We start from the raw sequence: 23,477 nt of genomic DNA on the forward strand, positions 1-23,477 counted from the left end.
TGCGGGCTGCCATCGACCGGGTAACACAGGGTCGGCATCGACCGATAGTGTTCAGCATTGTCGAACGGCATGATCCACGGGATCCTGTCCGTAGGATCCCCGCGGACCTGGCGGGGGCGAGGAGAGGGAGAAGGGCCGGGCGATGGCGAAGAACATCCAGTCGCTTGAACGGGCGGCGGCGATGCTGCGACTGCTCGCGGGCGGCGAGCGCCGGCTCGGCCTGTCCGACATCGCCTCCTCCCTGGGGCTCGCGAAGGGGACGGCGCACGGCATCCTGCGCACGCTGCAGGCCGAGGGCTTCGTGGAGCAGGACGCGGCCTCGGGCCGCTATCAGCTGGGCGCGGAGCTGCTGCGCCTGGGCAACAGCTATCTGGACGTGCACGAGCTGCGGGCCCGCGCGCTGGTCTGGACGGACGACCTGGCCCGCTCCAGCGGCGAGAGCGTCCATCTGGGCGTGCTGCACCAGCAGGGCGTGCTGATCGTCCACCACGTCTTCCGGCCGGACGACAGCCGCCAGGTCCTGGAGGTGGGGGCCATGCAGCCGCTGCACTCCACGGCCCTGGGCAAGGTCATCTCGGCCTACGACCCGGTGGCGCACAGCGAGGCCATGGACGTGCCGCGGGAGGCGTTCACCCCTCGTACGGTCACGGATCTCGAGGAGTTCGAGACCCTGCTCGACCTGACCCGGGCGCGGGGCTGGGCCGCGGACATGGAGGAGACCTGGGAGGGCGTGGCGTCGGTGGCCGCACCCATCCACGACCGGCGCCGGATGCCGGTGGGCGCGGTGGCCATCACGGGCGCGGTGGAACGGGTCTGCGGCGACGGCGAGCTGCGTTCGGAGCTGATCGCGGCGGTACGGGACTGCGCGCGGGCCGTCTCGCGGGACCTGGGAGCCAACCGCTTCTGAGAGGTTCGTACGACACCACTCGACCCGTCGGTAACGATCGCGTTATCGGCGGGTTTTTCGCTCCTCAGACCCTTGACGTGCTGTTAACCCCAGGGCAAAACTTCCGTTCATCGGTCGGCATTGTCGAACACTTACCGGCAATACACGCTAGAGTGTGGCAGTGCCAAGGGCCGGCTACGCCCTCACCTGAGGGCGCGGACCACCGGAGGGACCCGGGGTTCGCCTTCCCCTGGACGAAGGACAAAGGAGTCGCGGGTGTCCAGCTCCGACATCTTCATCGGCGAGATCATTGGTACCGCCGTGCTCATCCTGCTCGGTGGCGGCGTGGTCGCCGCCGTCGTGCTCAAGCGCTCCAAGGCGCGGAACGCCGGCTGGCTCGCGATCACCTTCGGGTGGGGCTTCGCCGTCATGACGGCCGTCTACATGACGGGTACCCTCTCCGGCGCTCACCTGAACCCGGCCGTCACCGTCGGCATCGCGATCAAGGACGGCGACTGGAGCAACGTTCCGGTCTACTTCGCCGGCCAGCTGCTCGGTGCCATGCTCGGCGCGTTCCTGGTCTGGATCGCCTACTACGGCCAGTTCCAGGCCCACCTCACGGACCCGGAGATCGTCGGCGACCCGGAGAAGAAGGCCGTCGAAGGCCCGCACCACGAGGGCGACGGCCGCAGCGGCCCGGTGCTCGGCATCTTCTCCACCGGCCCCGAGGTCCGCAACGTGTGGCAGAACCTGGCCACCGAGATCATCGGCACCGTCGTCCTGGTCCTCGCGGTGCTCACCCAGGGCCTCAACGACAGCGGCAAGGGCCTCGGCGTCATCGGCGCCCTGATCACGGCCTTCGTCGTGGTCTCCATCGGTCTCTCGCTCGGCGGCCCGACCGGCTACGCCATCAACCCGGCCCGCGACCTCGGCCCGCGCATCGTGCACGCACTGCTGCCGCTGCCGAACAAGGGCGGCTCCGACTGGAGCTACGCCTGGATCCCGGTCGCCGGTCCGCTGATCGGTGGCGCCCTCGCGGCGGGTATCTACAACATCGCGTTCGCCTGAGCCGTCCTTCTTCCAGACCCCCTTGGAGTACACCGTGACCGACGCACACACCGCCGGACCGTTCATCGCGGCCATCGACCAGGGCACCACCTCGTCCCGCTGCATCGTCTTCGACCGCGACGGACGCATCGTCTCCGTCGACCAGAAGGAGCACGAGCAGATCTTCCCGAAGCCGGGATGGGTGGAGCACGACGCGGCCGAGATCTGGGCCAACGTCCAGGAAGTGGTGGCCGGCGCCGTCGACAAGGCGGGCATCACCGCCGCCGACGTCAAGGCCATCGGCATCACCAACCAGCGCGAGACCACCCTGCTGTGGGACAAGCACACCGGCGAGCCGGTGCACAACGCCCTCGTCTGGCAGGACACCCGCACCGACTCCCTCTGCAAGGAGCTGGGCCGCAACGTCGGCCAGGACCGGTTCCGCCGCGAGACGGGCCTCCCGCTCGCCTCGTACTTCGCCGGTCCCAAGGTCCGCTGGCTGCTGGACAACGTCGAGGGGCTGCGCGAGCGCGCCGAGCGCGGCGACATCCTCTTCGGCACCATGGACTCCTGGGTCATCTGGAACCTCACCGGCGGCGTCGACGGCGGCCACCACGTCACCGACGTCACCAACGCCTCGCGCACCATGCTGATGAACCTCCACACCATGGAGTGGGACCAGAAGATCCTCGAGTCCATGGCGGTCCCGGCGGCGGTGCTGCCGGAGATCCGCTCCTCCGCCGAGGTGTACGGCCACGTCAAGGGCGGCGTCCTGGACGGCGTCCCGGTCGCCTCCGCACTCGGCGACCAGCAGGCCGCCCTGTTCGGCCAGACGTGCTTCGCCGAGGGCGAGGCCAAGTCCACGTACGGCACCGGCACCTTCCTGCTGATGAACACCGGCGAGAAGATCATCAACTCGTACTCCGGGCTGATCACCACCGTCGGTTACAAGATCGGCGACGACGCTCCGGTGTACGCCCTCGAGGGCTCCATCGCCGTCACCGGTTCGCTGGTGCAGTGGATGCGCGACCAGATGGGCCTGATCAAGTCCGCCGCCGAGATCGAGACGCTCGCCTCCTCCGTCGAGGACAACGGCGGCGCGTACTTCGTGCCGGCCTTCTCCGGACTGTTCGCCCCGTACTGGCGCTCCGACGCCCGCGGTGTCATCGCGGGCCTCACCCGGTACGTCACCAAGGCGCACATCGCCCGTGCCGTACTCGAGGCCACCGCCTGGCAGACCCGCGAGATCACCGACGCCATGACGAAGGACTCCGGCGTCGAGCTGACCGCGCTCAAGGTCGACGGCGGCATGACCTCCAACAACCTGCTGATGCAGACCCTCTCGGACTTCCTGGACGCGCCCGTGGTGCGTCCGATGGTCGCCGAGACGACCTGCCTCGGCGCCGCCTACGCCGCCGGCCTGGCCGTCGGCTTCTGGCCGGACACCGACGCGCTGCGCGCCAACTGGCGCCGTGCCGCGGAGTGGACCCCTCGCATGGACGCCGACAAGCGGGACCGCGAGTACAAGAGCTGGCTGAAGGCCGTCGAGCGCTCCATGGGCTGGCTCGAAGAAGAGAACTGACGAGGAGTAAAGCGACATGACCACCTTGCAGAGCGTCCCCGCCCTGGGGACGCACCCGGCTGCCGGCTCCCTTCCGAGCCGCGCCGAGACTCGGGAGCAGCTGTCCAAGGCGACGTACGACCTCCTGGTCATCGGCGGCGGCATCCTGGGCATCTCCACCGCCTGGCACGCCGCGCAGTCGGGCCTGCGGGTGGCCCTGGTGGACGCCGGCGACTTCGCCGGCGCCACCTCCTCCGCCTCCTCCAAGCTGCTCCACGGCGGCCTGCGCTACCTGCAGACCGGCGCGGTGAAGCTGGTGGCGGAGAACCACTTCGAGCGGCGTGCGGTCTCGCGCCAGGTGGCACCGCACCTCGCCAACCCCCTCACCTTCTACCTGCCCGTCTACAAGGGCGGCCCGCACGGCGCGGCCAAGCTCGGCGCGGGCGTGTTCGCGTACAGCGCCCTGTCGGCGTTCGGTGACGGTGTCGGGCACCTGCTCAGCCCCTCGAAGGCCGCGCAGGACGTGCCGGAGCTGCGCACGGACAACCTCAAGGCCGTGGCCGTCTACGGCGACGACCAGATGAACGACGCGCGCATGGCGCTGATGACGGTCCGCGCGGCGGTCGAGGCCGGCGCCACCGTCCTCAACCACGCCGAGGTCACCGGACTGCGCTTCACCCGCGGCCGGGTCACGGGCGCGGAGCTCAAGGACCGCACCAGCGGCGACGAGTTCGGCGTCACCGCCCGGCTGGTGCTCAACGCGACCGGCCCGTGGGTCGACCACCTGCGGAAGATGGAGGACCCGAACGCGGCTCCCTCGATCCGGCTGTCGAAGGGCGCCCACCTGGTCCTCAAGCGCACCTCCCCCTGGAAGGCCGCGCTCGCGACCCCGATCGACAAGTACCGCATCACCTTCGCCCTCCCCTGGGAGGACATGCTGCTGCTCGGCACCACCGACGAGGAGTACGAGGGCGATCCCGGCCAGGTCGAGGTCACCGAGAAGGACACCGCGCAGATCCTGGACGAGGCCGCGTTCTCCATCCGCGACCAGCAGCTGTCCCGCGATCTGATCACCTACTCCTTCGCCGGGCTGCGCGTGCTGCCGGGCGGCCCGGGTGACACCTCCAAGGCCAAGCGCGAGACGGTCGTCACCGAGGGCCGGGGCGGCATGCTGTCGGTGGCCGGCGGCAAGTGGACGACCTTCCGCCACATCGGCCGTACGGTGATGCGGAAGCTGGAGTCCCTGCCGGGCGGCCCGCTCGGTGAGGACTACGAGCCGGTCTCCACGCTGCCCAAGCGGCTGCCGCTGCCCGGTATAGCCAACCCGAACGCGGTCGCGCACCGCCTGCTCGTGGACGGCCCGGCGCCCGGCCCCCGGATGGCCGCCGACACCGCCAAGCACCTGGCGACGCACTACGGTTCGCTCGCCTTCGACATCGCCCGGATGGCGAACGAGAACCCGGAGCTGGGCGAGCGCGTCCACCCGGACGCGCCGGAGATCTGGGCGCAGGTCGCCTACGCCCGCGACCACGAGTGGGCCGAGACGGCGGACGACGTGCTGCGCCGCCGTACGACGCTGACCATCCGCGGTCTGGCGACGGACGACATCCGCCGCAGGGTCGAGGACATGCTCGGCCGGTGAGCCGGGGTTGAGGGGCGGTCTCCCGGAGGGGAGGCCGCCCCTCACGCGTGCCCGCCCGGCGCCGGGGGCCCGTGTGCCGACGGGATTTCCTGGGTAGTCGATCACGGCGACGAAGGCCCCCGGGCGTCCGACGAGGGCTGCGGACGGACCGCCGGAAAGCCGTAAGGTTGTGCCGTACGACAGGAACTTCGAAGAAGGAGGCACTGGGTGATCGAGCTCGAGGGGGTTCCCGAGCTGATCGACCCGGTCATGGTGGCCGCGTTCGAGGGCTGGAACGACGCCGGCGACGCCGCCTCCACCGCGGTCGCCCATCTGGACCGGGAATGGAAGGGCGAGGTGTTCGCGGCGCTCGACGCCGAGGACTACTACGACTTCCAGGTCAACAGGCCGACGGTCTGGCTGGACAACGGTGTCCGGAAGATCACCTGGCCGACGACCCGGCTCTCGGTGGTCCGCGTCGGCGGCGAGAAGCCGCGCGATCTCGTCCTGGTGCGCGGGATCGAGCCGTCGATGCGCTGGCGCTCGTTCTGCAACGAGATCCTGGGCTTCGCCCACGAGTTGGGTGTGGAGATGGTGGTGATCCTGGGCGCGCTGCTCGGCGACACCCCGCACACCCGGCCCGTACCGGTCAGCGGGGTCACCTCCGACCCGGATCTGGCGCGGACGATGGATCTGGAGGAGACGCGCTACGAAGGCCCGACGGGCATCGTGGGCATCCTCCAGGAGGCGTGCACGCACGCCGGTGTGCCGGCGGTGAGCCTGTGGGCGGCCGTCCCGCACTATGTGTCGCAGCCGCCCAACCCCAAGGCGACGCTGGCGCTCCTGAACCGTCTCGAGGACCTGATCGGTCTGCGCATCCCGCTGGGCGAGCTGCCGGAGGACGCGCGGGCCTGGCAGCTGGGCGTGGACCAGCTGGCCTCCGAGGACAGCGAGGTGGCGGAGTACGTCCAGACGCTGGAGGAGGCCCGGGACACGGCGGAGCTGCCGGAGGCCTCGGGCGAGGCGATCGCCCGCGAGTTCGAGCGGTATCTGCGGCGGCGCGAGCCGGGACAGGGCCCGGGCCAGGCGCCCGGCCTCGCGACGGACAGCGGCGACGCCTCGTATCTCCGCGACACCTCCAGCGGCCGGACACGACCGCCGAAGCCGGAGCAGCCCGGGCCGGAGGCGGCCCCGGGGCCGGCCGAGCAGGAGCCGCCCCGCGAGGGCGATGGCTCCGACGGTGAAGCCGAGGAGTGAGTCGTACGGAAGGGGGCCGCGCCGGGACCGGCGCGGCCCCCTTCCGCGTGCTCACACCCGCTCGACGGTGTCAGGCGCAGTCGAAGCGGGCGGCCGCCCAGTCCCCGTGATCACCGCTCTTGGAGCCGTTGGTGTCGGTGATCCGCAGCCGGACGTGACGGGCGCCGCTGACGTCGACGTGCACCGGTACGGTCGCGGAGGCGCCGGTCAGCTTCGGTGAGGTCCACAGCACCTCGCCGTCGGCCTCGACCGAGAACGCCACCTCCCCGTAGCCGTTGATCTCGTCGTCGATGCCGACGTCGGCGGTGAAGGCGGTGCAGCGGCCGCCGAGGTAGACCTCGATGCCGGAATCGGCGTGGGCGCCGATGCCCTTCTCGTAGGTCTTGCCGGCCAGGGTGAGCGTACGGCCGTCGTGCGCGCCCGACTCGCCGTTGGAGCGGTCGCGTTCGGGCGGGCCCCAGCCGTTGGTGGACTTCAGCCAGACGAGATCGCTCGCCCAGGCGTCGGCGGACGGCGGCTGGGGCATCACGCCGACCGCGAACCGCTGGACGGCGGTGCGGTCCTGTCCCGCGGAGCGGTGGCGGGCGGTCGCGGTCAGGGTCGCCTCCCCGGGCTTCGCGTCCTGGGCGGGGGTCACGGCGACCTCGACCCGCCGGGTGGTGCCGGCCCGGACGCGGTCGACGACGGCGGGGGTGACCTGCCAGCCGGCCGGGGCCTGGAGGGACACCTGGACGCCGGTGGCGTCCCTGGTGCCGGCCGTGACGTCGACGGCGACGGTTCCGGGCGTGCCCGCGCCCAGCTCCTGGCCGGCCGGTGCGGCGACCGTGGCGGCGGCGCCGGGGACGGCTCCGCCGACCGCGCTGGTGTCCTTCAGTTCGAGGACGAAGCCGCGGTCGGTGCGCTGCGCGGTCGTCTTGACCCGCACCACTCCCCCGCGGTGGTCGCGGTCGTACCACCAGCCCTGGGCGGCGGCGTCGAACGCGGCCCGTGAGGTGATCCGGGGCAGCGCGCGGTCGCCGAGCCGTACGGTGCTCGGCGCGTCGCCGGTGTGCACGGTGAACTGGTAGGGCCGTGCGGCGGCCTTGCCGGCGTAGCTGCCCTTGCTCGCGCCGATCCGTACGGTCACGTCGCCCGCCCCGCGCCTCGGGGCGAGGACGTCGGCGCGCTGGGTGGCGTACTGGCCGGTGCGGTGGGCGCGGGTGACGCCGTCGTCCTCGTACAGCTCGAACGACGAGGCGCCCTGCGGGTAGACGTCCCAGGCGAGCGGGGAGTCCGGGGCCCGGTCGGCGTACGAGCGGATGCCGCCGGGCCACATCGGGACGGTGGCCCCGGCCCGTACGAACAGGGGCAGGGTGTCGAGCGGGGCGCTGTAGTCGTCGACGGTGACGGGGCCTTCGTGGACGCGGCCGCTCCAGTAGTCGATCCAGGTGCCCTTCGGCAGGTAGATCCCGTCGCGCTCCACGGTGTCCTGGTAGACGGGGGCGACCAGGAAGTCCTCGCCGCTGAGGAATTCGTACTTCGCGGCGTCACCTGCGGCCCTGGGGTCGTCGGGGTATTCGAGGACGAGGGGGCGGGCCAGGCCGACGCCGTCCTGGGTGGCCCGGTGGGCGTGGGAGTAGATGTAGGGCAGCAGGGCTTCGTGGAGCTTGAGGTAGTCGCGGTTGATCGAGGTGTACGGCTCGCCGTAGCGGAACGGCTGCTTGTCGTTGGCGGCCCAGCCGTCCATGGTCATGGTGACGGGCAGGAACATCTTCCACTGCAGGTCGCGGGTGTACGTCTTGGCGCTGCCGCCGAAGATGCCGTCGACGTCGCCGGTGGTGTAGGCGAGGCCGGACATGGAGGCACCGGCGTAGGTGGGGATCTGCCAGCGGATGTACTCCCAGGTGCCGGACTGGTCACCGGACCACTGCACACCACAGCGCTGGGCGCCGGACCAGCTCTCGGGGGCCCAGGTGAAGCCGCGTGCGTCGCTGTGGGCCTCGATTCCGGCGTAGGCGTCCTTGCAGCCGTCCAGGGCGAACTTGTAGCCCGCGCCGACCCAGGCGACGTCGAGCTTGGCGACCCGCTGGCCGGCCTTCACCTGGTCGGCGAGCTTGTCGAGGCCGTCCTCGGTCCACAGGCCGAGCTGCATCTTGCGCTGCTGGAGGCCGGCGGCGGTCTCGGCGAGGTCCTCGTAGCCGCAGCCGTAACCGTCGTTGACGAGCATCCAGCCGTTGGGCATGTCGTTCTGGACGTAGCCGTCGGCGACCTTCAGGGCGTCGAGGGTGTGGCGCTCGCCGCGGTTGGCGTTGTGGAGGTAGCAGTCGGCGTCGCCTATCTCCAGGCCGTAGACGGGCGGCAGGAAGGGCTTGCCGGTCAGGTCGGTGTAGCGGCCGATGACGTCCTTGAGGGCGTCGCGGCCGGAGCCCGTGAAGTAGTAGGCGTCGAAGCGCTGTTCGCGGGCGGTGGCGGTGACGGGTTCGCCGAAGACGTAGGTGTTGGGGGCGTAGGTGTTGCGGTAGACGCCGTAGCCGGCCGAGGAGAGGTAGAACGGCACGGAGTTGGGGTGGCCGCCGTCGTTCCAGTTGTAGTCGACGCCGACCTCGACGGTCTTGCCCCGGTGCGAGGTGTTGCCGCGCCCGTTCTGCATGCCGGCGCCGTAGAACTGCTCGTCGGCGGCGCGGGCCAGGGTCTGGGTGGTGCGGTCCCCGTTCCAGGTGAGGCCCTTGGTCTCGGACCACAGCGGGGTGCCGTCGGCGCGGAAGGCGGCGAAGCGCAGGGGCGCCTTGTAGGCGCGCAGGGTGACCTTCGCGGTGGAGAGTTCGTAGCGGTCCCCGCGGTCGGACCAGCGGGTGGTGGGGGGCGCTCCCTGGGGCAGGACGATGTCCTGTCCGGTGGGGTCGGTGAACGTGCCGTCGGGGGCGAGTTCGATACGGAAGGTGTCGTCGGAGACGAAGCTGACGCGGGCCCGGGCCTGGCCTGCGGTCAGGTGGTAGACGGCTCCGTCGGCGGAGAAGCCGGTGACGTCCCCGACGGTGGTCGGGGGCGGCTCGGCGGACTGGGCGCTTCCGGGCCCCGCGAGCACCGCGAGGAGTCCGAGCAAAGCGCCGCTGACTGCGACCCTCATGCGCATTGTTGATTGCATGGAGCGTATTTAGCGCAGAAACGAGCATCAGGGATAGGACAAAACGGAACCGCCCCCGGACTTCACCAAGAAGTCCGGGGGCGGCCGCGTGAAAGAGGTCGCGCGGGAGGGTCCGTTACAGCGCCACTCCGAGCAGGGCGTCCACGGCGCGCGAGACGAGGCCGGGCGCGGACTCGTCCGTGCCGCCCTCCGCGCTCTGCCGCTCCGCCCAGCGGTCGACCGCTGCGAGCGCGGCGGGGGCGTCGAGGTCGTCGGCGAGCGCCTCGCGGATCTCCTCGACGAGCGCGTCGGCGGACGTGCCGTCGGGGCGGGAGACGGCGGCGCGCCAGCGGCCGAGGCGCTCCACGGCGTCCTGGAGGACCTGGTCGGTCCACTCCCAGTCGGCGCGGTAGTGGTGCGAGAGGAGCGCGAGACGGATGGCGGCCGGGTCGACGCCGTCGCGGCGGAGCGCGGAGACGAAGACCAGGTTGCCCTTGGACTTGGACATCTTCTGTCCGTGCAGCGCGACCATGCCGGCGTGGACGTACGCCTTGGCCATGGGGAACTCGCCCGTGAGCGCCTGGGCGTGGGAGGCGCCCATCTCATGGTGCGGGAAGATCAGGTCGGAGCCGCCGCCCTGCACGTCGAAGCCCATGCCGAGGTGGTCGAGGGCGATGGCGACGCACTCGATGTGCCAGCCGGGACGGCCCCGGCCGAGGCTGCCGCCGTCCCAGCTCGGCTCGCCCTCGCGGGCGGCCATCCACAGCATGGGGTCGAGCGGGTTCTTCTTGCCGGGGCGGTCCGGGTCGCCCCCGCGCTCGGCGGAGAGGTGCCGCATCAGCTCGGTGTCGTAGTTCGACACCTGGCCGAAGTGCGGGTCCGCCTCGACCGAGAAGTAGATGTCGCCGTCCAGTTCGTAGGCGGCGCCGGAGTCACGCAGCCGCTCGACGAGCGGAACGATGCCCGGTATGGCCTCGACGGCACCGATGTAGTGCTGCGGCGGCAGCATCCGCAGGGCGGTCATGTCCTCGCGGAACAGGGCGGTCTCGCGCTCGGCGAGGCCGACCCAGTCGATGCCGTCGCGCAGGGCCCGCTCCAGGAGGGGATCGTCCACGTCGGTCACGTTCTGGACGTAGTGCACCTGCCGCTTGGTGTCGAGCCACACGCGCTGAACGAGGTCGAACGCGTTGTAGGTCGCCGCGTGACCCATGTGGGTCGCGTCGTACGGCGTGATGCCGCAGACGTAGATACGGGCGACGGGACCGGGGGCGAGGGTCACTCGTCCGCCGGTCGCGGTGTCGTGGATCCGGAGGTCGCGGCCCTTGCCGGGCAGGGCGGGGACCTCAGAAGCGGGCCAGGCATGCATGTCCTGAGCGTAACCGGACACCTGTTCCGGATACGAACCGGATCCGGGATCTTGACCGAATAGGCGGTCTTGCGGCTCAGGGCCGTCCATGCATACCCCTGGGGGGTGCGAGCGGCCGTTTCCGGCATGGCCGGATCCGGTCGCTCACACCGGCGGCCAGGGGATCGCGGGCCACTGCCCGGAGGGCTCGGGGTGCCGGCCGCTCGCACGCAGCGCGGCGACCCGGCCGCGCAGCGCGTCCACCTCGGCCGCGGTGAGCAGCTCGGCCAGCCGGGTGGCGAGCGGGGTGCCGGGGGCGAGTGAGACGTCGAGCCGGTCCAGCACCTCGGTGGCCTCGGCGGGCAGCTCCTCGCCGGCCCAGCCCCACAGCAGGGTACGCAGCTTGTCGTCCACGTTGAAGGTGACGCCGTGGTCGATGGCGTACAGGCGCCCGTCGGGGGCGGGGAGCAGATGGCCGCCCTTGCGGTCGCCGTTGTTGATGACCGCGTCCAGGACGGCGAGGCGGCGCAGGTCGGGGCTGTCGGCGTGCACGAGGAGGGCGGTGCGGTCCTCGCCGATCTGGGCGGGGCCGACGGCCTTCCAGCCCTCCTCCGCCTCCTCGGCCTCGGTGAGGGCGAGCAGGCCGGCGCCGGGGTCGGCCTCGATCCAGAGCTGGACCATGCCCTCGCCGTAGGGGCCGTCGCGCAGCACGGTGGGAGGTACGAGTCCCCAGCCCGTCGCCTCGGAGACCTCGTAGGCGGCGACCTCGCGCTGGGCGAGGGTGCCGTCGGGGAAGTCCCACAGCGGCCGCTCGCCCGCGACGGGCTTGTAGACGCAGGCGGTCTCCTCGCCGTCGAGGGCGACGGAGCAGAAGAGCACGGCGTTGGACGCCTCACGGACCTGGCCGCGGACGGTGAGCTCCCCCTTGGCGAGCAGCTCGACGACCGCGACGCCCGACGGGCCCGGCGCGGCGGGCCCGTCGGGGGTGGTCGGCGCGGCGGTCGCCGACGGCGCGGCGGGCGTGGTCGGCGCGGCGGGCGTGGTCGGCGCGTCAGGCGTGGTCGGCGCGGCGGGCGTGGTCGGCGCGTCAGGCACGGGCGTTACGTCGGTCGCCGACGGCGCGGCGGGCGTGGTCGGCGGGGTCGGCACGTCGGTCATGCTCCGCGCCGGTATCCGTTCTGGCGCGGGCACACATGGCCCTCCGGGTCGAGCGGCAGACTGCACAGCGGGCACGGCGGCCGGCCGGCGTTGACCACGTCGAGGGCGCGCTTGGCGAAGGCCCTGGCCTGGGCACCGGTGAGCCTGACCCGCAGCATCGGCGGGCCGTTCTCCTCGTCCTGCAGCAGCCGTTCCTCGGCCTCGGCGAGGTCCTCCTCGGAATCCGCGTCGAGTTCGACGAGCGCCTGGGCCTCGACGATCATGCGCTGTTCCTCGCCGTCCCAGGCCAGCGCCATGGTGCCGACCCGGAACTCCTCCTCCACCGGGGCGTCCAGCGGGGCGGTGTCGGCGATGTCGGCGGGGGCCATGGCCGGGACGGGGGCGTTGCCGCCGGTGCGGCGCACGACCTCGTCGAGCAGTTCGTCGATGCGTTCGGCGAGCGCCGCGACCTGGGTCTTCTCCAGGGCCACGCTCGTGACCCGGCCGGCCGCGGACGCCTGGAGGAAGAACGTACGGCGGCCAGGCAGCCCGACCGTGCCGGCCACGAAACGCTCCGGTGGGTCGTAGAGGAACACCTGACGGGACACGTCCCTGTCTCCCTTGGTTCTCGACAATCGGGGGCCTACAGCGGCCCGTCCACCCTACTGCGCGGATGGATCACGGTGCGCCCGCACCGCCCCCTACCTCCGCGGCGCCGCCGTTGTCACCGCTCTCGCGCGGGGCGAGGGCGGCGAAGTCACCGGTGTCGCCGAGGCGTACGAGGAAGGGGCGCAGCCGGGTGTAGCGGATGACGGTCAGGGAACACGGGTCGACATGGATTCGCTGGAAGAGGTCGAGGTGCATGCCGAGGGCGTCCGCGACGACCGACTTGATGATGTCGCCGTGCGAGCACATGGCATAGACCGCGTCCTCGCCGTGCTCGGCCTCGATCCGGGCGTTCCAGTCGCGTACGGCGTCGACGGCCCGCGCCTGCATGGCGCGCATCGACTCGCCGCCGGGGAAGGCCGCCGCGGAGGCGTGGGCCTGGACGATCTCCATCAGGGGCTCGTCGGCGAGTTCGGCGAGCTTGCGCCCCGACCAGTCGCCGTAGTCGCACTCGCTGATCCGCTCGTCGGTGTGCAGCGGCAGCCCCGGCCGGGCGTCGAGGAGCGGCCGCAGGGTCTCGCGGCAGCGCTGCAGCGGACTGCTCACGACGGCGGCGAGCGGCACGCCCGCCAGCCGTCCGGGCAGCGCGGCGGCCTGAGCGGTCCCCCGTTCGTCGAGCGCCACCCCGGGCGTCCGCCCGGCGAGGACTCCGGAGGTGTTGGCGGTGGAGCGTCCATGACGGACGAGGATCAGCGTGGCCATGGCGGCAAGGGTAGGCGGAGGCACGCGCGGGTGGGTGGTGGTCGGGCGGAACAGCCGCCGCACGCGCGCGTGGGGCCGGGCGCCGTGGCCGGTCCACGGCAGGCGTGCGGGCCGTTCCCCGGCGGGGGAGAATACGCCGCGTGATCGTCGACTCCGCCCTGTACAAGAACGGTGCCCGGGCCACCGGGCCCGCCGACCTGTCCGACGCGCTCGCGCAGGCGCGGGCGATCGGTGACTCCTTCCTGTGGGTCGGTCTGCACGAGCCGACGGCCGACGAGTTCGACCATGTCGCGGACGAGTTCGCGTTGCACCCGCTGGCGGTCGAGGACGCTTTGAAGGCCCATCAGCGGCCCAAGCTGGAGGTGTACGACGACTCGCTCTTCGTGGTCCTCAAGCCGGTGCTGTACGAGCCGGAGAGCGACCGGGTGAGCACCGGCGAGCTGATGGTGTTCATAGGCGACTCGTTCGTGGTCACCGTCCGGCACGGCGAGGGCGCGCCGCTCGCGGCCGTACGGCGCCGTCTGGAGGCCGAGCCCGAGGTGCTGCGGCACGGTCCGACGGCCGTGCTGTACGCGATCAGCGACGCGGTCGTGGACCACTATCTCGACGTGGCCGGTGAGCTCCAGATCGACCTGGAGGAGCTGGAGGCGGACGTCTTCGCGCCGACCGGCGGGAATCCGGCGAACACGGCGGAGCGGATCTACACCGCCAAGCGGCAGGTGTTGGAGTTCCGCCGGGCCACCAGTCCGCTGGCGGCGCCGATGGAGCGGCTGGCGGCCGGGACCGTGCCGTTCGTGAACGAGCACGCGCAGCCGTTCTTCCGGGACGTCAGCGACCATCTGATCCGCGCCAACGAACAGGTGGAGGGGCTCGACCGGCTGCTCTCGGACGTGCTGTCCGCGCATCTGGCGCAGATGGGCGTGCGGCAGAACGACGACATGCGGAAGATCTCGGCGTGGGCGGCCATGGCCGCGGTCCCCACGATGGTCGCGGGTGTCTACGGCATGAACTTCGACCACATGCCCGAGCTGCGGTGGGTGTGGTCGTACCCGGCGGTGGTCGGGCTGATGGCGGGGGCCGTGTTCGGCCTGTACCGCCTCTTCAAGCGCAGGGGCTGGATGTAGCCGGTCCCGGCCACCACGCCCCGCCGCTCACCGGGCCCTCGGGGCCTGAGGAGTGCTCAGACGGCCGAGGCCGGAGTCGGCGGGCCGCCCAGCGCGTTGCGCCGCTCGGGCATCCGGAGGCCGACCATCGTGCGCCGGCCGGCGACGCGTTCGTACGCGTACATGACGTGGATACCGGCGGCGAGGGCCGCGGACTTCGCCTTGGGCCACTTCAGGATGCGGCCCATGTGCCGCATCACGGCGAGGCTGACGTCGCGGTGGACCCGGATCTCGGCGAGGGCCGCCTCGCGCAGCGTCCGGTGGATGAGCGGGCCGTGTCCGGCGGAGGCGAGGCGCAGCAGCTCCTCGTGGCAGTACGCGAGGTGGTTGACCTCGTCGTCGGCGATCATGCGGACGGCCTTGCCGAGGTCGGGGTGGTCCCCGAAGTGGGAGGCCAGCATGTCCATCTGCGCGGCGGCCCGCTGTTCGGTGACCCGGCTGTGCGCGAGGTAGACGATGATGTCCCGCTCGCTCAGGGGTTCGTCGCGGCGGAGCTTGTCGTGGGCGAGTCCGATGCCACGCTGTTCGAGCAGCATCGTGTAGTCGGTGTCCGGCGGCACCGGTACGGGCTCCAGGCCGCGTTTCCTCATCAACGCGTTGAAGATCCGGCCGTGCTTGTCCTCGTCCGCTCCGTGCCGGGTGATCTTGGGCGTCATCTCCCGCATGCCGGGTGGGACGAGTGCGGCGATCCGGCCGTTCTCCCAGCCTCCCTGGGCCTCGCCGCTGGCGGCGATGGAACAGAAGAGCCGGAAGGCCTCGTCGTCGTCGATGATCTCCTGGAACAGCCCCTTGGCCGTCAGCATTGCCGCCACCTCTCATACGGGCGTCCGCACGCCGCACGTCCGCAGAGCACGAGTCAAGTGCGCCGCGGGGGCGCGGGCAACAACCGGAGCCCGCAACTCGCCCGAAAGACGGAGTCGCCGGTGCGTAACCGGGCGTGGCGGTGGAGCGTTGTGCTGCGTGACGGCCGTGGCGGGGAAGACCCCCGAGCCCCCACCACGGCCGCGGACGTCAGGCCAGGCCCGCCAGCTCCAGGGCCTCCGTGCCGGCCCGCAGCGCCGCCACCCGCTCGTCCAGGGTGAAGCCGGCCGGGGCGAGGGTGAGGGTGGTCACGCCGGCGGCGGCGTAGGCCTTCATCCGGTCGGCGATGCGCTCGACGGAGCCGAGCAGGGTGGTCTGGTCGATCAGCTGCCGCGGTACGGCGGCCGCGGCGCCGGTCTTGTCGCCGGACAGGTACTTGTCCTGGATCTCGGCGGCCTGCTTCTCGTAGCCCATGCGCTGGGCGAGCTGGTTGTAGAAGTTCTGCTTGCGGCTGCCCATGCCGCCGACGTACAGCGCGGTGTACGGGCGGAACACGTCGGCCAGGGCGTCGATGTCGTCGCCGAGGGCGATCGGCAGAGTGGGGTGGACGTCGAAGCCGTCCATGGTCAGCCCGGCCTTCTCGCGGCCCGCGCGCAGATGGCGCAGGGCGGTGTCCTCCAGGTGCTCGGCGGAGGGGAAGATCAGCAGCGCGCCGTCGGCGATCTCGCCGGTCTGCTCCAGGTTCTTGGGGCCGATCGCGGCGATGTAGAGAGGGATGTGCTCGCGCTGCGGGTGAACGGTGAGCTTGATGGGCTTGCCGGGGCCGTCCGGCAGCGGCAGCGTCCAGTGCTCGCCCTCGTAGCTGAGCCGCTCGCGGGACATGGCCTTGCGGACGATCTCCACGTACTCGCGGGTGCGGGCGAGCGGCTTGTCGAACTTGACGCCGTACCAGCCCTCGGAGACCTGCGGCCCGGAGACGCCGAGGCCCAGACGGAAACGGCCGCCGGAGAGCGAGTCGAGGGTGGCGGCGGTCATCGCGGTCATGGCGGGCTGGCGGGCGGGGATCTGCATGATCGCGGAACCGACGTCGATCCGTTCGGTCTTGGCGGCCACCCAGGCGAGCACGGTCGGCGCGTCGGAACCGTAGGCCTCGGCGGCCCAGCAGACGTCGTAGCCGAGGCGGTCCGCCTCCTGGGCGACGGCGAGGTTGTCGCCGTCCATACCCGCGCCCCAGTAGCCGAGGTTGATGCCGAGCCTCATGACCGCTCCCTCTTCACTGTCTTTACTGATCAGTAACGTCTCTTGGGGCGGACTCTAGCGCGCGGGTGCGGGATCCGACAGAAGGAGGTTGTCCACAGGCTCTCTCCGCGTACGGCCCTGGCCAGTAATCTCCCGCCCATGGAGCAGAGGCATCTCGGACGTACCGGCCTGCGCGTGTCCCGCATCGGGCTCGGCACCCTCACGTGGGGCCGGGACACCGACGAGCATGACGCCGCCGACCAGTTGAAGGCGTTCTGGGAGGCGGGCGGGACGCTGGTCGACACCGCGGACGTGTACGGCGGGGGCGAGGCGGAGTATCTGCTCGGACAGCTCGTGGAACGGCTGGTGCCGCGGCGGGATCTGGTCATCTCCACGAAGGCGGGCAGCGTGCCGGATCCCGACCGGCGGACGGACGGCTCGCGCGGCCATCTGCTGGCGGCCCTCGACGCGTCGCTGGAGCGGCTGGGGACCGACCACGTCGATCTGTGGCAGCTGCACGCCTTCGATCCGCACACCCCTCTGGAGGAGTCCCTGCAGGCTCTGGACATCGCCGTGAGCAGCGGTCGCGCCCGCTATGTGGGGGTGGCCAACTTCTGCGGCTGGCAGCTGGCGAAGGCGGGCACCTGGCAGCTCGGCGCCGGGAGCGGGGCGAGAACCCGGCTCGCGGCGACCCAGATGGAGTACTCCCTGCTGCAACGGGGCGTCGAGCGGGAGGTGCTCCCGGCGGCCCTCGATCTCGGGATAGGCCTGCTGCCGTCCTCGCCGCTGGGGCGCGGTGTGCTGACGGGCAAGTACCGGCACGGCACGCCGACGGACTCCCGGGGCGGCTCGGAGACCATGGCTGCGTTCGTGGAGCCCTATCTGGACGAGGCGGCCGGCCGGATCGTGGACGCGGTCGCCACCGCCGCGGACGGCCTCGCGGCCACGCCGTTGCAGGTGGCGCTCGCGTGGGTGCGCGACCGGCCCGGGGTGGTCGCTCCCGTCGTCGGCGCGCGCAACACCCGGCAGCTCACGGCCGCGCTGTCAGTGGAGACCCTTAGTCTTCCTGACGAGATCCGCCGGGCTCTCGACGACGTGTCGGCGCCCGTGCACCGCTATCCGGACCAGGACTGGAGCACCCTGTGACCGAGCCTTCCCGGGAGACCACTCCCGAGGCCGCCGAGCCCGTACGGGGCGAGAACGACGACGCCCTCGCGAGCCCGTCCGCCGCGGAGCCCGTGGCCGCCGACGGTGACGGCGGCGGCGACGAAAGCCAGGACGCGGCGGTCGGTGACGAGACGGGCGGTACCGAATCGGATGGTGCCGGATCCGGCGAGGGCGCGGCGGAGGCCGCCGGGGTCTCCGAGGCGCAGGCCGAGCTGGCCGCGCAGCGGGAGTTGCGGGCGCGGATCGAGCAGCGGAAGTCCGAGAAGGACGCGCCGATCGAGGCCGGTGCGAAGCTCAGGGGCAAGGCCGCCGATCTGCTGGCGGCGGTACGCGCCGTGGAGAGCGGTACGACATCGGGCACCGCGTTCTTCGAGGAGCCGGAGCCCGCGCCCAGGCGTCCCGCCGCCGCGGCGCCGGCCGTGACGGCGCGGCCCACCCCGAAGCAGCCGACGGCCGTCCCCGAGACGCTGGCCGCCGTGCGGGAGGTCCTCGCGCGCGGCGGGGCGCCCGAGACGCTGGCCGGACCGACCGCGGCCACCCTGGGCGAGGGCGCCGCGCAGGCGCTGCTCGACGATCCCTGGCGGCTGCTCTCCGTGCCCGGGGTGGGTCCTGAGCACGCCGACGGCTTCGCCCGGGCCCTGCTCGGCGCCGAGTGCGGCCCTGGCGACCCGCGCCGGGCCGTCGCCCTGGTCGTCTGGCTGCTCGAACGGGCCGCGGTGCGGGGGCACACGGCCCTGGAGGCCGCCGAGGTGCGGGCGGGCCTCGCCAAGCTCTCCCTGCCGGACCCGGACGCGGCGGTCCAGGAGGCGATCTCCGAGGGGGCGGTGCTCGTCTTCCAGGAGGAGGAAGCGCCGTCGTCGGAGGACGAGCCCCTGGACGAGGGGGAGGCGGCGGCGGCCGAGGAGGCACCGGCCGCCGACGTTCCCGTGCTCCTGGGGCTCGACCGGTACGCCCTCGCCGAGGAGAGCCTGGCCGACGGGCTGGCCCGGCTGGTCAGGACCGTCTCCGGGGAGAGCTGGGAGGGCCCGGAGCTGGTGACCGCCGCCGGGGCGCACGGTCTGGTGCTCCACACCGGCGGTGAGGCGGCCCGCGGCGAAGCCGTGGCGCTCGCCCGGGTGGCCCGTGAGCGAGGTCTGCGGGTCGCGGTCGCCGTGCACAGCGAGAACGGCCGCCGTCGTCTCGGCGGCGACGCGGTGACGGTGGCCGCCCTGCTGTCGGGCGAGGCGGGTCCCGGCCGTGACGAGGAGGGCGCGCTCGCCCTGGACCTGCTCGTCGTCCTGGACGCCCCGCAGCTGGACGTGGAGAGCGCCGCGATGCTCGTGGAGTCCCTGCCGGACGGCTGCCGTCTGGTCCTCAGCGGCGACCCGAACGTCCTCGGGTCCGCGGGCGCGGGCCGGGTGTTCGCCGATGTGCTGGCGGCCCGGGTGTGCCCTCAGATCGCCTCCCGGGTCCCCGACCCGGGCCCGATCGGGGAGCTCGTCTCGGGCATCGGCATCGGCGAGCTGAACCAGGTGGAGGCCCCCGGCAAGGAGGTCGTGATCGTCCCGGTGAGGGACGCGGGCGAGGCCGTGCACCGCACGGTGCAGCTGGTCGCCGACTCGGTCCCGCGGGCGATCGGTGTGCCGCCCGAGGAGACGCGGGTGATCACCGTCGGCCACAGCGGCTCCGCGGGAACCCGCGCGCTGAACGCCGCCCTGAAGCAGCGTCTCAACCCGGGTCCCGGCCGCTTCGGCGGCTTCGACCCGGGCGACCGGGTGGCCTACGTGCCCGCTCCGGGGCGGACGGTGGGCGCGACGGTCCTCTCGGCGGACGCCGAGGGGCTGCGGCTGGAGTCGGAGAGCGGCGAGAAGCTGCTCGTGCCGAAGGAGCGGGTGGAGACGGCGCTGCGGCACGGCTGGGCGCTGACCGCGCACCAGGCGGCCGGGATGCGCTGGCCCGCCGTGGTCGTGGTCCTGCCGGGGGACGCGGCGCAGGGGCTCAGTCGGCCCTGGGTCTACACAGCGTTCGGTCGCGGCGAGCGTCATCTGTCGGTGGTGCACGGTGTGGATCAGGCGCTGCCCCGGGCGGTCGCCGAGGGCGTCTCCCAGGACCGCACCACCCGTCTGCGCCCGCTCCTCGAAGCGCTGCTGGCCGACGCGGAGGGCTGAGGCCGCCTTTGTGCGGCGTGGGGGACGGCGAAGGGCGGGGCGCCCCGTGAGGTGCCCCGCCCTTCGCGGGGGCGGTCAGGCCCCCCGGCCCTTCAGGTCGTCGTCCGGCTCGTCGTCGAAGACGGCGCTGACGTCGAAGCGGCAGACGATCCGCTCCGGATCGGCGTGCTCGAAGGGGGCGGCGAGCCAGTCCCCCGGGTCCGGCAGCTCGTCGGCGGCACAGACCCAGAGGGTGGAGTCGCCCTCCTCCAGGCCGAACTCCTTGTGCCGTGAGGCGATCTCGTCCGGTTCGAACTCACCGAAGAGCAGTCCGAGCGCCGCGTGGGCGCCGGCGGCGACCACGGGGGTGGCGTCCGGGCCCTCCTCGTCGCTGTCCAGGTCGGCGATGCGCTGGGCCTGGGCGAGGAGTCGCTGCGGCTCCACCACGGCGTAGTCGCGGCGGATCAGCACGCTGAGGGCATGGGGCTCCTCGGGTCCGGCGTACGGCGGCAGGGAGTCGTCGGCGCCGGGGATCTCGAAGGGGGTGACCTCGTCGTAGCGGTCGTAGAGCCGCTCGTCGTAGGCCTCGGCCGCCGCGGCGAGGGCGTTGAAGGCTTCGTAGACGGCCGGGTCGTCGTCCCCCGTGCGGCGTTCGACCGCCTCGAGGTGACGGTCCAGTGCGGCTTTGACCGCCTCGGCGGCGGCACGTACCTCGGCAGCGGTGGGCTGCGCAGCATCAGACATGGGACAGACGCTATCCGTACCGGGCCGGTGCCCGCACAATAGATGCGATGCCGGAATACGAATTTGTCGACGTGTACGTGCCGCGCGGCGTCTCCCGCAAGGAGGCGACGCGGCTCTTGACCGACCATGCCGAGTACGGACACTGGGAGTTGGACCGCCTGACCCTGCACCGGGACGGCAGCCGCAGGGTGCGGCTGCGCCGGCGCATCATCCGTCAGGTCCGCGCCACCTGGTGAGACGACAAGGGGCCCCGCCGCGGCGGGGCCCCTGCGTACGCCTGCCGTCCTACGCGGACTGGCGGGCGCGGCGGTAGAGCACGGAGCCGGCGAGCAGCAGCCCGGCGCCGGCCGGAAGGATCAGCCCGAGCGACCCGGCGCCGGTCGCCGCGAGTTCCTCCGTGGCCTCCGGCTGCGTGATGGTGTGCGTACCCGGCGTGTTCGGCCCCTGCGGGGTGGCGGGGCCGCCGGGGGTCTCCCCGTCACCGCCGGGGTTGCCCGGGTTACCGGGGTTACCGGGGTTGCCCGGGTTCTCCGGATTCCCGGGGTTGCCGGGGTTGCTCGGCTCTCCCGGGTGGCCCGGGTGCGTCGGCTCGACGCCGTTGCCGCATTCGTTGCCGAACGCCGGATTGATGGCACCGACGCCCGTGACGCTGTTCCCGCAGACGTTCACGGGGGCGTCGACCGGCGCCTGCACGGTGTTGCCGGAGCCGATGCCGGACGAGTTCTCGGTGCCGCCCTCGGCCGAGGAGCCGCCGCCCGGATTGCCCGGGCGATCCGGCTTGGAGGTGTTGGCACACGAGTTGCCGAACGTCGGGTTGAGCAGTCCGACGACGTTGACGCTGTTTCCGCACGCGTTCACCGGGATGTGTACCGGCACCTGGACGGTATTGCCGGACGCGATGCCCGAGGAATTCGAGGACGTACCGGTCGCACCGGAGTCGGCGTGCGCGTAACCGCCGCCGAGGGCGAGTACTCCGCCCGCGGCCGCAACGGTGATCAGGCCTTTGCGTGTGACCTGTCGCATAGGTTTTCCCTGCCTTTTCGGCTTCTGCCTTCGCGGCTTCGGAAGAGGGCCTCGGACACCGCGCCCGAGGCGGAAATGCCCACCGGCCCCGGAGTGCATGGCACGCACTCCGGGGCCGGCCTGGGCTCAGACCCTCGTGGGTCGAGACTCAACGTCAGGCGTTGACACAGGTGTTGCCGAAGGTGGGGTTCAGCAGCCCGATCACGGAGACCGTGTTGCCGCACACGTTCACGGGGATGTGAACCGGCACCTGGACGACGTTGCCCGAGAGCACGCCCGAGGACGCGATAGCGGCACCCTGGGCACCCGAATCGGCAACGGCCATGCCCGCACCCGCGAGAACGAGACCGCCGGTGGCAGCCGCAGCAGCGACGACCTTCTTGATCATTATTCCTCCTTGTTGGCAATGCGGTCACGCGTTACCGCCGACCGCACCACCTGTAACGAGGGGGAGGTAACCAAGCTACGACTGTATGAGTGCATTCACTCTTTCCGGTCACACGCGCACGCGTGAACGAATATGAAGATCGGTTGATCAGGACGCGTCGATGAACCGGTCGAGCACGCGGACACCGAACCTGAGGCCGTCGACCGGCACCCGCTCGTCCACGCCGTGGAACATGCCGGCGAAGTCCAGCTCCGGCGGCAGCTTGAGCGGCGCGAAGCCGAAGCAGCGGATGCCGAGGTCGTCGAAGGACTTGGCGTCGGTGCCGCCGGAGAGCATGTACGGCACGGCCCGCGCGATCGGGTCCTCGGCCCGGAGAGCCAGCTGCATGGCGTCGACGAGGTCACCGTCGAAGCTGGTCTCCAGGGCCTTGTCCTCGTGCACGTCCTCACGCCTGACCCGCGGCCCCAGGATCCGGTCGAGATCGGCCAGGAACTCGTCCTCGTACCCGGGCAGGAACCGCCCGTCGACGTGCGCCGTGGCCTGTCCCGGGATCACGTTGACCTTGTAGCCGGCGCCGAGCATGGTCGGGGCGGCGGAGTTGCGCAGGGTGGCGCCGATCATCTTGGCGATGCCGCCCAGCTTGGCGAGCGTGGCCTCCATGTCCTCGGGGTCGAGCGGGGTCCCCAGCGCGTCGGAGAGCTCGTCCAGGAAGGACCGTACGGTCTTGGTCACCCTGACCGGCCACTGGTGGCGGCCCAGGCGCCCCACGGCCTCGCAGAGCTCGGTGATGGCGTTGTCGTTGTTGGTCATCGAGCCGTGACCGGCCGTGCCCTCGACGGTCAGGCGCATCCAGTGCATGCCCTTCTGGGCCGTCTCGACCAGGTAGAGCCGCAGGTTCTCGTTGACGGTGAAGGAGAAGCCGCCGACCTCGCCGATGGCCTCCGTCACCCCGTCGAAGAGGTCCCGGTGGTGGTCGACCAGATGGCGCGCGCCGTAGGTGCCGCCGGCCTCCTCGTCGGCGAGGAAGGCGAGGACGATGTCGCGCGGGGGCTTGCGGCCGCTGCGCAGCCGGTCCCGTACGACGGCGAGGGTCATCGCGTCCATGTCCTTCATGTCGACGGCGCCGCGGCCCCAGACGCAGCCGTCGGCGACCTCGCCGGAGAAGGGGTGGTGCGTCCAGTCGTCCGCGTCGGCCGGCACGACGTCGGTGTGGCCGTGGATGAGCAGGGCGGGCCGGGACGGGTCCTCGCCCTCGATGCGGGCGACGGTGGAGGCCCGCCCCTTGTGCGACTCGATGATCTTCGGCTCGAGACCGACCTCGGCCAGCTTCTCGGCGATGTACTCCGCCGCCGCGCGCTCCCCCGGGCCCGAGTGGTCGCCGTAGTTGCTGGTGTCGATGCGGATGAGGTCGCGACAGAGGTCGACGACCTCGTCCTCGGCCGCCCCGCCGTTGGCGCTCCGGCCCGTGTTCGACTCGCTCACGCTGCTTCCTCCCACTACG

20 protein-coding genes are annotated in these 23,477 nt (G+C 72.0%); 9 read left to right on the top strand and 11 right to left on the bottom strand.

The features are described from left to right. Positions 1–142: 142 nt before the first annotated feature. The 5 genes from ACIRB4_RS14000 (at position 143) to ACIRB4_RS14020 (ending at position 6,372) form a co-directional block, all read left to right on the top strand. Entirely contained in the window at positions 143–907 is a 765-nt protein-coding gene (locus tag ACIRB4_RS14000; RefSeq protein ID WP_403291000.1) for an IclR family transcriptional regulator, read from the top strand. A 255-nt stretch (positions 908–1,162) separates the two neighbouring features. Continuing rightward, positions 1,163–1,954: an MIP/aquaporin family protein gene (locus ACIRB4_RS14005; RefSeq protein ID WP_403291001.1), complete on the top strand. Its 792-nt coding sequence runs from the start codon at positions 1,163–1,165 to the stop codon at positions 1,952–1,954. Between the two features lie 34 nt (positions 1,955–1,988). Next, entirely contained in the window at positions 1,989–3,515 is a 1,527-nt protein-coding gene (gene glpK / locus ACIRB4_RS14010; protein WP_403291003.1) for a glycerol kinase GlpK, read from the top strand. A 16-nt stretch (positions 3,516–3,531) separates the two neighbouring features. Then, positions 3,532–5,136, top strand: coding sequence for an FAD-dependent oxidoreductase (locus ACIRB4_RS14015; protein ID WP_403291005.1), 1,605 nt, complete (start codon positions 3,532–3,534; stop codon positions 5,134–5,136). A 207-nt stretch (positions 5,137–5,343) separates the two neighbouring features. After that, a complete protein-coding gene (locus ACIRB4_RS14020; protein WP_403291007.1) occupies positions 5,344–6,372 on the top strand; it encodes a PAC2 family protein in 1,029 nt (342 codons plus the stop codon). A 70-nt stretch (positions 6,373–6,442) separates the two neighbouring features. Here ACIRB4_RS14020 and ACIRB4_RS14025 read toward each other — a convergent pair whose 3' ends face one another. The 5 genes from ACIRB4_RS14025 to ACIRB4_RS14045 form a co-directional block, all read right to left on the bottom strand. Continuing rightward, entirely contained in the window at positions 6,443–9,496 is a 3,054-nt protein-coding gene (locus ACIRB4_RS14025) for an NPCBM/NEW2 domain-containing protein (RefSeq protein WP_403291008.1), read from the bottom strand. A 115-nt stretch (positions 9,497–9,611) separates the two neighbouring features. Continuing rightward, positions 9,612–10,841 (bottom strand): cysteine--1-D-myo-inosityl 2-amino-2-deoxy-alpha-D-glucopyranoside ligase, encoded by a 1,230-nt coding sequence (mshC, locus tag ACIRB4_RS14030; RefSeq protein ID WP_403291009.1) that lies wholly within the window; start codon positions 10,839–10,841, stop codon positions 9,612–9,614. Positions 10,842–10,985: 144 nt separating this feature from the next. Beyond that, complete coding sequence (locus ACIRB4_RS14035; RefSeq protein WP_403291231.1) at positions 10,986–11,756, bottom strand: SCO1664 family protein; 771 nt, start codon at positions 11,754–11,756, stop codon at positions 10,986–10,988. 218 nt (positions 11,757–11,974) lie between these two features. Next, positions 11,975–12,565: a DUF3090 domain-containing protein gene (locus tag ACIRB4_RS14040; protein WP_356892350.1), complete on the bottom strand. Its 591-nt coding sequence runs from the start codon at positions 12,563–12,565 to the stop codon at positions 11,975–11,977. A gap of 70 nt (positions 12,566–12,635) precedes the next feature. Continuing rightward, the gene (locus ACIRB4_RS14045) at positions 12,636–13,325 is read right to left on the bottom strand and encodes a histidine phosphatase family protein (RefSeq protein ID WP_403291011.1); all 690 of its coding nucleotides are present in this window, start codon (positions 13,323–13,325) and stop codon (positions 12,636–12,638) included. A gap of 131 nt (positions 13,326–13,456) precedes the next feature. On the opposite strand from ACIRB4_RS14045, the gene corA reads away from it, so the two are divergent. Then, positions 13,457–14,449, top strand: a complete 993-nt coding sequence (gene corA, locus ACIRB4_RS14050; RefSeq protein WP_403291232.1) for a magnesium/cobalt transporter CorA — start codon at positions 13,457–13,459, stop codon at positions 14,447–14,449. A 56-nt stretch (positions 14,450–14,505) separates the two neighbouring features. On the opposite strand, the gene ACIRB4_RS14055 is transcribed toward corA, so the two are convergent. Both ACIRB4_RS14055 and ACIRB4_RS14060 read right to left on the bottom strand, forming a co-directional pair. After that, entirely contained in the window at positions 14,506–15,291 is a 786-nt protein-coding gene (locus ACIRB4_RS14055) for a ferritin-like domain-containing protein (protein ID WP_403291012.1), read from the bottom strand. Between the two features lie 208 nt (positions 15,292–15,499). Next, a complete protein-coding gene (locus ACIRB4_RS14060; RefSeq protein ID WP_403291013.1) occupies positions 15,500–16,549 on the bottom strand; it encodes an LLM class F420-dependent oxidoreductase in 1,050 nt (349 codons plus the stop codon). A gap of 138 nt (positions 16,550–16,687) precedes the next feature. Between ACIRB4_RS14060 and ACIRB4_RS14065 the strand changes: the two genes are divergently transcribed. Next, complete coding sequence (locus tag ACIRB4_RS14065; protein WP_403291015.1) at positions 16,688–17,674, top strand: aldo/keto reductase; 987 nt, start codon at positions 16,688–16,690, stop codon at positions 17,672–17,674. Beyond that, the gene (locus ACIRB4_RS14070) at positions 17,671–19,842 is read left to right on the top strand and encodes a helix-hairpin-helix domain-containing protein (RefSeq protein ID WP_403291017.1); all 2,172 of its coding nucleotides are present in this window, start codon (positions 17,671–17,673) and stop codon (positions 19,840–19,842) included. The genes ACIRB4_RS14065 and ACIRB4_RS14070 overlap by 4 nt, the downstream gene beginning before the upstream one ends. A 75-nt stretch (positions 19,843–19,917) precedes the next feature. Here ACIRB4_RS14070 and ACIRB4_RS14075 read toward each other — a convergent pair whose 3' ends face one another. Further along, entirely contained in the window at positions 19,918–20,565 is a 648-nt protein-coding gene (locus tag ACIRB4_RS14075; protein WP_403291019.1) for a hypothetical protein, read from the bottom strand. A gap of 47 nt (positions 20,566–20,612) precedes the next feature. On the opposite strand from ACIRB4_RS14075, the gene ACIRB4_RS14080 reads away from it, so the two are divergent. Continuing rightward, the gene (locus tag ACIRB4_RS14080) at positions 20,613–20,801 is read left to right on the top strand and encodes a DUF5703 family protein (protein WP_100106356.1); all 189 of its coding nucleotides are present in this window, start codon (positions 20,613–20,615) and stop codon (positions 20,799–20,801) included. A 49-nt stretch (positions 20,802–20,850) separates the two neighbouring features. On the opposite strand, the gene ACIRB4_RS14085 is transcribed toward ACIRB4_RS14080, so the two are convergent. From ACIRB4_RS14085 to ACIRB4_RS14095, 3 genes are all read right to left on the bottom strand, one after another. Beyond that, positions 20,851–21,588, bottom strand: coding sequence for a chaplin (locus ACIRB4_RS14085; protein ID WP_403291021.1), 738 nt, complete (start codon positions 21,586–21,588; stop codon positions 20,851–20,853). A gap of 154 nt (positions 21,589–21,742) precedes the next feature. After that, complete coding sequence (gene chpH / locus ACIRB4_RS14090; RefSeq protein ID WP_403291023.1) at positions 21,743–21,976, bottom strand: chaplin ChpH; 234 nt, start codon at positions 21,974–21,976, stop codon at positions 21,743–21,745. A 147-nt stretch (positions 21,977–22,123) separates the two neighbouring features. Further along, complete coding sequence (locus ACIRB4_RS14095; protein ID WP_403291025.1) at positions 22,124–23,458, bottom strand: M20/M25/M40 family metallo-hydrolase; 1,335 nt, start codon at positions 23,456–23,458, stop codon at positions 22,124–22,126. Positions 23,459–23,477: the final 19 nt, after the last annotated feature.

This window comes from Streptomyces sp. NPDC093600, assembly GCF_044764755.1.
In the GTDB taxonomy this organism is placed as follows: Bacteria; Actinomycetota; Actinomycetes; order Streptomycetales; family Streptomycetaceae; genus Streptomyces.